This window comes from Methylobacterium sp. Leaf94 (genome assembly GCF_001426045.1).
Lineage (GTDB): Bacteria > Pseudomonadota > Alphaproteobacteria > Rhizobiales > Beijerinckiaceae > Methylobacterium.
Genome location: NZ_LMRM01000014.1, coordinates 71,912 through 82,656, shown reverse-complemented (window position 1 = coordinate 82,656; position 10,745 = coordinate 71,912). Strand labels below are relative to the sequence as shown.

Below are 10,745 nucleotides of genomic sequence, written 5' to 3'. Positions count from 1 at the left end.
GTGATGACAGCGCCCACTAGGTGTTTGGTCCCGGCATGTGGTGTGACGGATCGAGCCTGAAGCGTTCTGGCTCTTTCGTCCAGGTGTGGCAGATGAATTCGTAGGGCGTGAGGCCGCGCAGGGTCTTGAGCCGACGGCCGTAGTTGTAGGCATCTACGAAAAGCTGCAGGTGCTGCCGGAGCTCGTCATGGCTGGCGTAATGGTAGCGCTTGACCGTGGCGTCCTTGATGGTTCGGTTCATCCGCTCGACTTGACCATTCGTCCACGGGCAGCGCGGCTTGGTCAGGCGATGCTCGATCTTGGTCTGCTCGCAGGCCCAATCGAACGAGTGCCAGCGGTAGATGCGCGGCCGATCCTGGATCGCCCAGTAGGCGGCCGCCTTGGCTTCAGCCTCCTCGTCCACCGGATGATTGTCGGTGAACTGGATGCCATTGTCCGTCAGCACCGTGTGGATCGTGTACGGCACGGCGGCGACTAGATCGTGTAGAAAGGCTGCCGCAATGCGTTGCGTTGCTCGTCCGTGCAGTTAGACGAAGGCAAATTTACTCGTGCGGTCGATGGCCACGAACAGGTGCAGCTTGCCCTGTTCGGTGCTGACCTGTGCGATGTCGATGTGAAAGTAGCCGATCGGGTAGGCTTTGAAGCGCGAGCGCTTAGGTTTGTCGCCGTCGATATCCGGCAGGCGGCTGATGCCGTGACGCTGCAGACAGCGATGCAGGGACGAGCGGGTCAGATGCGGCAGGCTCGGCAGCAGCGCGTAGAGGCAGTCATCGAGTGGCAGCAGGGTATGCCGCCGGAAGGCCACGATCACCGCCTCGTCCTCCACGCTCAGCACGGTGGAATGAGGCTCCTTCGGCCCCATCCGCGCATCCGTGCTGGTCTGGCGTGAGCGCCACTTCTGCACCGTCGTGGCGCTGATGCCGTAGCGCTTGGCAGCGGCCCTTACGCTCTCTTGACGAGCTTGGATTGCGCGACGGACCGTCTCAGTCGTCGTGGCGCTGCCGTGAAGAACCTGTCCCATAGCGCGTCCCTCCATGCGGCATCAGTCGTACCCGCGCGTCCCTCCATGCGGCATCAGTCGTACCCAGGGCGTACGGCGCGGCGGCAGCGAACCGGTCGACGCGATCAAGGGACTGCGGCAGCTACGCTCTCTTGACGAGCTTGGATTGCGCGACGGACCGTCTCAGTCGTCGTGGCGCTGCCGTGAAGAACCTGTCCCATAGCGCGTCCCTCCATGCGGCATCAGTCGTACCTTTCGAACCTGACGGGCTGCGCCGAGCATCCCACCGGCGTTCTCCTGCGCGTTGCTGGTGCTGTGTAGGTTGCGGACGCCTCGCGGGGCGACATGCTCGTCGCCACGACCCGTAAGTCCACGGTCGACCGTGGCATGCTGTTCTTGGGCCAGTGCGGCGAGGCGGTGACCTACACTGATTAGACAGTCTCGATCCCGCCCGACGCCATCCGCCATCCGAACTCGGTCCAGGGGCCGAAGTCGGTCCCCGGCAATCCTGCTACCGACTTCGTCGCGCTGCGCGCCGATCCGATTGAACGCGCCAAGGTCCCGGTCTGAATGCAACGTGCCGTCCATGGCTCGGCGAAACGCCACGTCCTCGTCTTCGTCCACGGGTTCGACAACAGGTTCGAGAACGCCGTCCTCCGCTTCGCCCAGATCGTGCACGACTACGGCGCCGGGGTCGCGCCCGTGCTTTTCACGTGGCCCTCGCGCCGATCTGTCCTCGCCTACGGCTACGACCGGGAGAGCACAAACTTCTCGCGCAACGCCCTCGAGACGCTGCGGCGGGATCTCGCCAAGGATCCCAACGTCGGCGAAGTGACGGCCCTGGCCCACTCCATGGGCAACTGGCTCACCCTCGAGTGCCTGCGCCAGATGGCCATCCGCGGCCGTAGGGCGGCCCCCAAGATCCGGAACGTCATCCTGGCCGCCCCCGACGTCGACATGGATCTCGCCCGCGCCACCTTCCACGACATGGGCAAGTATCGCCCAAGGCTCACGCTGATGGTCTCCGGCGACGACCAAGCCCTGGCCGTCTCCAGGCTCGTCTGGGGCGACAGCGTGCGCCTGGGCGCCATCGACCCGAGTGCAGAGCCCTACCGCTCCGAGCTCGCTCGCGAGAACGTCGCCGTCCTGAACCTGACCTCGATCAAATCGCGCGACGCCCTCAGCCACGACCAGTTCGCCGGCGGCGAAGTCGTCGCCCTCCTCGGCGGGCGCCTCGCGGACGGCCAGCCGATCACGGACGAGCGGATCGGCATTGGCGACCGATTGGTCAGCGCAGCGGCCGGCGCCGCGTCCACGGTCGCCACCGGAGCAGCCCCGGCCGTTGCCGCCCCGGTAGTCATGATCGATCCCCAGACCCACGAGACCTACGGCGAGCATCTCTCGAACGTCGGATCCGGCCTGCGTGACACCGTCGGATCGATAGTAGATCTCGCCGGCGCACAGGTGCGGGCCCTCGGAAGCAGCGGGCGCTAGCGGTTTACCCCAACCGGGGTCGGGATGAGGGCGATCACGCGCGGACATCGTTTGATCGACCTCGTGAGGCGGTCGCGTGGAACCCTGATCGCGTCCGAACCGACGTGGAGGGACAGCACGTCTAATCAATTGATGAATGGGCAGCGACATGCCCCGCTGATTAGGCGATGTTCTACCATGCGGAAGCGTGGACGAGGACCCTATCTGGTGCCATGGCAGAGGCCAATCTGCAAGATTTACGCTCGGGTCGCCAAAAGTAGCACCGATCTCGAATGTCCGAGACGGCTCGCTGAAAGGCTGCTGGCCAGTCGCAGCGCCGACGTGGCGTCCTATAGGAGAAACGGACTGCTGGGCTTCGATCAGGGGCACGCTCGGCTCGGAAAAGACGGTTATTGGCTTAGGGGTCATGATCGAGGTTCGGCTGGAGGGCACGCGCCTCTGCCTAGGCTTACCGGAGGGAGCCGTTCGAGGACTCTTCTTTTTGCCGGTGGGGTTGAATTGCAGCCGAGCGTGAAGGCTTTCATCACTGGGGATTAGAAGCAGGGTCAAGGACAGGCATCCATCCACGAATCTGACCACCGCCAAAGCTACGGCGTTCCCCCACTGGGACTGGCCCTCTCTCATCTTCTGATAGGCCCAGGCGAGCGAGTCTACGCACCCGTAGGGAGCGCGAGCCCTCGCCAATCCGCAAACATGGTGGGTGACGCTCAGGACGCGGCCATTGGGACGGCCTGCGACCGAGAGGCGAGCTCCTGTTACCTGGTCGACGAACGCCGAGCAAACCTCGATCTTCCCGTGAATGACCCATGCATCCTGGCTACCCCAACCCAGTTCGCGGCGGAGGCTCTCCTCGAACGTGCGTTTGGGCAGAGTGTCGATGTCGAAACGGTTCGATAAAGTCGGCCGGTTGAATATGGCGCGCATAGGGAATGCCTCCTCGTATCCGGAAGGCTCGTGGACCGCGTCGCAAGAGGCAATCGACTGAGTTCGGGCTTCAGGGACCTGCTTCCCCTCATCGGCTAAGATGTCCGATGCATACCTTTGCGATTTTCAGGAGCCGTCTCCAACCTAGAAAAACGGCCACGGTTGAGAGCGTGCCAGCAATGTCACGGTCATACCGCCGAAGCCCCTGCAATGGAGTTGGAGATGAACAAATCAGAGATCAGAAAACGAGTGCGGGTCGTCTCTGTGAGGCTGACCCCGGATGAGTGTGACGTACTGACGCGGGCAGCTGAAGGGATGGGAGTTTCAAGCTTTCTACGCGAGGCTGCTCTAGCCGACGCCCAGTGTGCAAAGGGCAAAGTTTCTGCACGCAGGACGCGTATCGCGCTGCTTCGGGAACTCGTTGTTGCCTTCCAACCAATGGCGGAAGCAGCAGCAGCCCTGGCCAAGCGGCCGGGCCAGGAAGCAGCTATCGCCGACCAGTTGCTGACCGAACTCAGAGCGACCCGCCAATTGATCGCCGCCGTCGTCGAGCCGAGGCGGTCATGATCATCACGAGCTATGGCGCTGGCCGTAGCCGTCGAGACACACGAGATCTCGTGGCCCATCTCGCACTAACGACGGATGGTCAGAGCGTTACCGTCGAGCGGATCGTCGGAAGTGTAGCGGAGACGCCGGCAGAAACATTGGCGGATATGGATGCACTCCGTGCCGCAACGACCGCGCGCATCGCATATTATCACTTCACCCTGAACCCTCGCTCCGGGGTACCGAATGAGCAGCGAGCAGAGCAATGCGATGCAGCAGTCTCGCTCACCCTGGAGGCCCTTGGTGCGCAAGATCATTTACATGTCGTCGTCGCACACACCGGCAAACCCCGGGCGCGCGGCGAAGGGGCCGCCGATTATCACTGGCATCTGCTCGTCGCCAATGTCGGTCCGAATGGGCGTTGTCTGAACAGCTCCCATCTGTTTCCGCGGCTGGAGGCAGCACGCGCGACCTTCGAGGCGAGATTCGGGGAGCCGCTAACGGCGAGCCGGCACACGGACGCGATTGCCACGTACCTGGAAAAACGAGGGGATGTTGAGCTAGCCACTCGCGTCCGGCAAGACCGACCGGCTGAGCTTCCATCCGCTGGTCTGAGCAGTGTCCTCCGCGGCCGCCTTGCGCGTCAGGGTCTGTCCGCGCCTCGCCTGCGCGCTGCGGTGATCGCGGCGTGGCAGGGTAGCGATTCCGCGCTCGGGTTTAAAGCAGCGCTGGCGGAAGCCGGCCTACGCCTCTTGCTTGAGCACGACGGAAAATGGTTCATCTATGCCGGAGAGCACCCGATCGAGTATCTCAACCGCCTCCTTAGTTTACCCGTGGAAGCGGTTGCTGAGCGGCTCAACGATGTTCCTGCTGCGGTATCGACAACATCGCATGACGGGGAGATCTGGGTCGGCGATACCACCTCCTCAACAGAGCATAAGGAAAGCGCCCATACGCCTCTTTCCGAACCATTCGACGCATTCGTCCTGACCTATGCGATCGGACGCATCCCCTCCCAGATTTTTGGATGGAACACCAGGGGATGGATCCCGACACAGACCGAAGCACAAGCTGATCACACGGCGGCCAAGGCATACTGGACAACCCTGGGGTACATCGATCGCGAAAGAGCAAAGGTCCAAAAAGCGCTCGAAACACTGCGTAAAGGGCCGCCCGGACCTAAGAGCCGAGGTCTTGCGCTTCGTCAGGCCGGTGAGACCTTGACCCTGGCTTCGGCTGCCGAGGTACAGGCGGAAAGCAAGCTCATTGATGCGAAAATCGCCCAGGCCAAGAGGGAACGGCAGACATCCGGCTTCAAGGCGCCAGCTCACAAGGTCCTGGCGTGGGTCCGGAGGCAACCAACGGCGGCTCAACGCGATGAAGCGGAAATCGCGCGGGCTGAAGCCGTACTCGTTGAGGCAAAAACCTTTCGGAAGAACGCGTTTGAGGAGCGCGCTAAGGTCAAAGCGCAAATAGAGGCCGACAAGAAAGTCTACGCCGATCTCCTCGTTCGAGATGCTTCCAGCCGAGAGCTCGAGGAGCGTGGCCTTTTAACGGAACTCTATCGGTGGAACGATCAACGGGCAGTTCTCGGCGATGATCCGTGGTTGGCATCGAGCGGCACAGCAGCAATTGAGGCAGCCGTCGCCGAGTTGCGTCGCGCCCGTGTCGATGGTCCTCGATGCGGTACGAACGGACCGGACGGCGTATCGGAGGACCACACCTACCTCCATGCCGCTCGAGGAGAGATCCAAGATACGATCGAGAGGCATTTCAACGCCCCAGGCATGTGACCCGAACTCTTCTGAACCAAGGTCCTCACACCGTTCCATAGTCCCTCGCGGAGATCGAGGCGGTGGGAGAGAAAAACTCCAACTGCATCGCATCCTGTCGGAAACAGTTTCCGATTAATCCGTTGCAGCTCCGGCAACTTCCGAAAGACGTTTCGGGCAGCGTACGAGATTATCTCCAGTATCAGGCTACATATATATCCACATTGATGAACTATTTACAGTACAGGCCCAAATATAAATTTCTGAAATAAAAGAATTCTACTTACTACAATCTAATACTAGAATATTTTCTGCTCTTTGAAATATAAAAATCACATTGCAATATTACTTTACTTATGGATAATATCTTTCTCCGACTGTTGAATGGCTGACTTATGTTTCAGATTATGTAATGTATCAGCCATTACAATAAAGAGATAACACCGACGATCATCAAGTATCAAAATTTTCCAAGCATCGGGAAGTCGATGCTCAGGGCCGATTCGGTGGCCAGCGGAGCCTCGCGCCGGCGCGGCTTGCGATTGATGACCTGCTTCAGCTTGGCCTTCAGCACCGACATGTCGAAGGGCTTGAGGATGAAGGCGTCGGCCCCGGCCTGGTGAGCGAGATTGATGTCCTCGAAGTCGAACGAGGCTTCCGTCAGCAGGAACGGCGTGTTCATCAGGGCGTCGTCCGCCCGGATCTCCCGCAGGAACGAGAGGCCGTCCATCGGCTCCATGTCGAGATCGGAGATCACGAGCGCGTAGCGGCGCTCCCGCATGCGCTCGAGGGCCGTGACCGCATCGGTCACACCCTCGACATCGGGGAAGCCGAGCCGATTCATCAGCAGGATGACCAGCTTGAGCAACTTCTCCTGGTCATCGACGATGAGGATCGCGGGCGTATCGCTCATGAAATTTCACGGGTTTGAGGACGGGGCGACGACGGCGCGCCACGCAACCGCAGCATCAGACGAAAAGGTGGTCGATACCCTGCTTCGTCATCGACTCCGCCTGAAGCGTCGCCGCGAGGGCATGGATCGCGATGCCCTTCGGCGTTCCGCGCTGGAACATCGGGAGCAGGTTGGCTTTCTGGAAGATGGCGTCGTTGACTTGGCTTCTGATCCCCGTGGTGAACGAATTCACGAACTCGCGTTTCAGGATCTCGCGCCATTCCACGATCTGCACGTCACGATGCCGCGAATCGTTGCTGATCCGGGCAAAGGTCTCGCTCACCGAAGCCCGCTCGCCCTCGATGACCTGCGCAGCGAAGTTCTGCTCGATGAGCAGGAAGCTGGTGATCACCGAGAACTCGTTCTTCTTCTGCGCCTGCCGCGTGATCTCGCCGATCTGCCGGGTGCGCGTCGCCGCGTCCGCCGCGAGGTTGAGTCGCGAGAAGTAGATCAGATGGACGAGGGTCGACCGTTTGGCTCTCATGATTTCGATCCACCACCTTGTTCCGGCGACCTTAGACGCGACGACGATAACGGCACGTAAACGACCTCGCCTGCGACCGTTGACCCGGCAAAAGCTGCCGATCGGACGAAGCAAAGTACGATTCCTGCCGGGTACCGGTCACGGATATCGACGGATAATCAACGACTTGCCCATGGCATGCCGATTGCTCGATGAGGCTGAAGCCGTGCGGGAACGCGCCGGCACTGCCACCGTGACGCAAGGTTTTCGGCCATGGATGTCTTCACCGCGATGCAGACGGCCGTTTCCGGCCTCAAGGCGCAGGCGTTCTCGCTCGACAACATCTCGGGCAACATCGCGAATTCCCAAACGACCGGATTCAAGCGGGTCGATACGAGCTTCGTCGACCTAGTCGCCGAGCAGCAGACGCCGAGCCGGCAGGTCGCCGGATCGGTCGCGGCGAATTCTCGCCAGACCACGACGGTGCAGGGCAACCTGAACGCCACCGACATCGGCACGAACATGGCGTTGAACGGGGAGGGCTTCTTCGCCGTGGCCACCAAGTCCGGCGACGCCAACGGCCAGTCAAACTTCGCGACCGGCGATTCCTATACGCGACGCGGCGACTTCGCTCTGGACAAGGACGGGTACCTCGTCAACGGCGGGGGCGCCTATCTCAAGGGCAGCAGCCTAGACCCGCTGACCGGACAAGCGACCGGAGAAGGACCGATCAAGGTTTCGAATTCGATCATACCGGCGCACGCCACCACAACGATCACCTACTCGGCCAACCTGCCCAAGACGCCAGCGACATCCGCCGCGGACGCCAACAAGCCGAACTCGGAACTCATCGGCGATTCCGCGTGGAGAGCGAGTTCGACGGGCGCGCAGGTCAAAATCTCCGATCCGGCAGACATACAGAAATTCGTTGCAACCAGCATCGCTGGGCCGGCACTCACCGCCTACACGCCGAGCGGTGGACCAGTCGGCATCCAGATGCGGTGGGCGAAAGTTCAGAACGGCGCAGCGGCCAACGGGGCGACCCCGGCGACCAACGATGTCTGGAATCTGTACTATGCCGACAAGAGCACCGTGTCGGATTCCGGAACGTCCTGGGTCAATGCCGGTACGGATTTCCAGTTCAACAGCAGCGGTCAGCTGATTTCGCCAGCCTCCAACGCGGTGACCATTCCTGCTCTCACGGTCGGCGACGTTAATCTGGGCAACATTCAGCTCAATTACGGCAGCGGCGGCCTGACGGCCTACACCTCGGCCGGCGGCACCGTGACGACAAATACCCAGACTCAGGACGGCTACACCTCGGGGACACTCACCGGCCTCAGCATCACAACCGACGGCAAGGTCTCCGGTACCTACAGCAACGGCAACACCATCGCGCTGGCGAACATCAAGGTGGTGCAGTTCACCAACTCGGACGGCCTGAAGGCGAATTCGAACGGCACCTATCAGCAGACCCTCGAGTCCGGCACGGCCCTCGTCGGACTGAACGGAACCACCGTCGTCGGCAGCAACGTGGAGCAGTCGAATACCGACATTGCGGGCGAGTTTTCTAAGATGATCGTAACCCAACAGGCATATTCCGCCAATACGAAGGTTATCTCGACCGCCCAGGACATGATGTCCGCGTTGATCAACATCATCCGGTGAGGACGCCTGACACCGGACGCGATCCGACACCGAGGGGAGGGGCTTCGTGAGCTTCAACGCCATCAACACCGCCTCCGCCGGGCTGAAGGCGACCCAGGCCGCGATCGGGGTCGTCTCGCAGAACATCGCCAATGTCGGCACGGTCGGGTACACGAAGCGCACCCTCGACACCGTCTCGACGGGCGTTGGCAATTCCGGCGTCTCGGTCGGCACGATCGGCCGGGCCCTCGATGCGGCCTCCCTCCGGCAACTGCGCATGGAGACCTCGGGTGCCGCCTATACCGGCTCCCTCTCCGCGGTTCGGACGCAGCTCGATCAGCTCTACGGGACCCCCGGCGCGTCCACGGCCCTGGACGGCGTAATGAACGACTTCGCCCAGTCGCTGCAAGCCCTCGCCAGCGATCCGACCTCCGCACCGGCCCGTGCCACGGTCGTCACAAAGGCCGCGAACCTCGCCTCCACCATCGGCACGATCGCGCAGGGCGTCCAGGACCTGCGCTCGGCGACCGAGAGCCAGCTCGGCAGCGACACGGCGAAGGCGAGTGCGTACCTCGCCTCCATCGCCAAGCTGAACACGCAGATCACGGGCACCACCGACGAGGGGGCCCGCGCCAGCCTGCTCGACCAGCGCGACCAGGCCGTGACCGGCCTGTCCGCCTTCCTGGACATCCAGACCGTCGACCAGCGGGACGGCACCCTGACGGTCATCACCACGTCGGGCATGACCCTCGTCGATCGTGGCGCCGCGGCGATTCTCAGCTTCGACGGACGCGGCACGCTCTCGCCCGACTCGGAATACACGGACAACGCGGCGACCCGGGGGGTCGGAACGATCACCGCGACGACGCCCGGCGGCTCCAAGATCGACCTGATCGCCACCCAGGCGATTCGCTCCGGCTCGCTCGCCGCCGGAATCGAGCTGCGCGACTCGGTCCTGCCGCAGGCGCAGCGCCAGCTCGACGAACTGGCGGCTGGGCTCTCGCGCTCCCTGTCGGATCGCAGCGCGGTGGGTACTCCGCCCACCGACGGGACGACGGGGGCCTTGGATATCGACCTCGCCGGACTGAAGGCCGGTAATGCCGTGACGGTGAGCGTGCGCGACGCCGCCGGCACACAGCGCAACCTCGTCCTCCTCCCCTACACCTCGGACTCTGAGCCGAAAATCGATCGCGCGGATATAAACGACCCGACGGCATCGATCCTTCCGATCAAGCTGACGGGGACCAATGCCGGGCTGCGCGACGCCATCCAGACGGCCCTCGGGGCGAGCTTCAGCGTCACCAGCCAGCCGAGCGCCGGCACCGGCGGCCTGCGCATCCTCACCGATCCATCGAGTGGGGCGCCGACGCTCCTCGGCGTCAGCGCCAGCGTCACGCAACTGAAAGACCCGAACGATTTCCAGAGCGGCGCCGCACAGATTCCGCTCTTCGTCGACGGAAACAAGAAGGGCACGCTCTACACCGGCTCCTTCGACGGCGGTTCGCAGCTGACGGGTTTCGCGCAGCGGATCAGCGTGAACCAAGCGGTGGTCAGCAACACCGCTAACCTCGTGACCCTCTCGTCCAAGACCCTGGCGTCGGATGCGTCGCGGCCCCAGTACCTGTACCAGGCCCTCACCGGTGCAAGCCGAACTTTCGCGGCAGCCAGCGGAATCGGCGGCGTCGCGGCGCCCTACACCGCGAGCGTCCAGGATTTCGCCCAGCGGATCATCGACGCCCAAGGGGCGGGAGCGGCCTCCGCGCAGGACCTCGACGAAGGGCAGGGCATCGCGCTGGCGACCGCCCAGTCCCGCGTCGCCTCCGTCTCCGGCGTGAGCATCGACGAGGAGATGTCGAAGCTCGTGCAGCTCCAGACCGCTTACAGCGCCAATGCGCGGGTGCTCACCGCCGCCCGCGACCTCCTCGACACCCTCCTGCGGATCTGAGG

General features: G+C 62.6%; 7 protein-coding genes and 1 pseudogene. 5 read left to right on the top strand and 3 right to left on the bottom strand.

The window, feature by feature from the left end:
- Nucleotides 1-16: 16 nt before the first annotated feature.
- A pseudogene (locus tag ASG63_RS10975) lies at nucleotides 17-1,021 on the bottom strand (IS481 family transposase).
- Between the two features lie 549 nt (nucleotides 1,022-1,570).
- Between ASG63_RS10975 and ASG63_RS10970 the strand changes: the two are divergent.
- From ASG63_RS10970 to ASG63_RS25205, 3 genes are all read left to right on the top strand, one after another.
- A complete protein-coding gene (locus ASG63_RS10970; protein WP_244479872.1) occupies nucleotides 1,571-2,494 on the top strand; it encodes an alpha/beta hydrolase in 924 nt (307 codons plus the stop codon).
- A gap of 1,146 nt (nucleotides 2,495-3,640) precedes the next feature.
- The gene (locus tag ASG63_RS25210) at nucleotides 3,641-3,985 is read left to right on the top strand and encodes a hypothetical protein (RefSeq protein WP_156394155.1); all 345 of its coding nucleotides are present in this window, start codon (nucleotides 3,641-3,643) and stop codon (nucleotides 3,983-3,985) included.
- Nucleotides 3,982-5,757 carry a relaxase/mobilization nuclease domain-containing protein gene (locus tag ASG63_RS25205; protein ID WP_156394154.1) on the top strand — a complete coding sequence of 592 codons (1,776 nt, stop codon included), beginning with the start codon at nucleotides 3,982-3,984 and terminating at the stop codon, nucleotides 5,755-5,757. The genes ASG63_RS25210 and ASG63_RS25205 overlap by 4 nt, the downstream gene beginning before the upstream one ends.
- Nucleotides 5,758-6,196: 439 nt before the next feature.
- Here ASG63_RS25205 and ASG63_RS10965 read toward each other — a convergent pair whose 3' ends face one another.
- Nucleotides 6,197-6,649: a response regulator gene (locus ASG63_RS10965; RefSeq protein WP_056215936.1), complete on the bottom strand. Its 453-nt coding sequence runs from the start codon at nucleotides 6,647-6,649 to the stop codon at nucleotides 6,197-6,199.
- Nucleotides 6,650-6,704: 55 nt separating this feature from the next.
- The gene (locus ASG63_RS10960) at nucleotides 6,705-7,172 is read right to left on the bottom strand and encodes a BLUF domain-containing protein (RefSeq protein ID WP_056215933.1); all 468 of its coding nucleotides are present in this window, start codon (nucleotides 7,170-7,172) and stop codon (nucleotides 6,705-6,707) included.
- Nucleotides 7,173-7,424: 252 nt separating this feature from the next.
- Here ASG63_RS10960 and ASG63_RS10955 point away from each other — a divergent pair, with 252 nt between their 5' ends.
- Both ASG63_RS10955 and flgK read left to right on the top strand, forming a co-directional pair.
- Complete coding sequence (locus tag ASG63_RS10955; RefSeq protein WP_056215930.1) at nucleotides 7,425-8,819, top strand: flagellar hook protein FlgE; 1,395 nt, start codon at nucleotides 7,425-7,427, stop codon at nucleotides 8,817-8,819.
- 46 nt (nucleotides 8,820-8,865) lie between these two features.
- Nucleotides 8,866-10,743: a flagellar hook-associated protein FlgK gene (gene flgK, locus ASG63_RS10950; RefSeq protein ID WP_056215928.1), complete on the top strand. Its 1,878-nt coding sequence runs from the start codon at nucleotides 8,866-8,868 to the stop codon at nucleotides 10,741-10,743.
- The last annotated feature ends 2 nt before the right edge of the window (nucleotides 10,744-10,745 follow it).

Coding starts and splice junctions, on each gene's coding strand:
- ASG63_RS10970 (WP_244479872.1), top strand. CDS start 1,571: ATGCAACGTGCCGTCCATGGCTCGGCGAAACGCCACGTCCTCGTCTTC.
- ASG63_RS25210 (WP_156394155.1), top strand. CDS start 3,641: ATGAACAAATCAGAGATCAGAAAACGAGTGCGGGTCGTCTCTGTGAGG.
- ASG63_RS25205 (WP_156394154.1), top strand. CDS start 3,982: ATGATCATCACGAGCTATGGCGCTGGCCGTAGCCGTCGAGACACACGA.
- ASG63_RS10965 (WP_056215936.1), bottom strand. CDS start 6,649: ATGAGCGATACGCCCGCGATCCTCATCGTCGATGACCAGGAGAAGTTG.
- ASG63_RS10955 (WP_056215930.1), top strand. CDS start 7,425: ATGGATGTCTTCACCGCGATGCAGACGGCCGTTTCCGGCCTCAAGGCG.
- ASG63_RS10960 (WP_056215933.1), bottom strand. CDS start 7,172: ATGAGAGCCAAACGGTCGACCCTCGTCCATCTGATCTACTTCTCGCGA.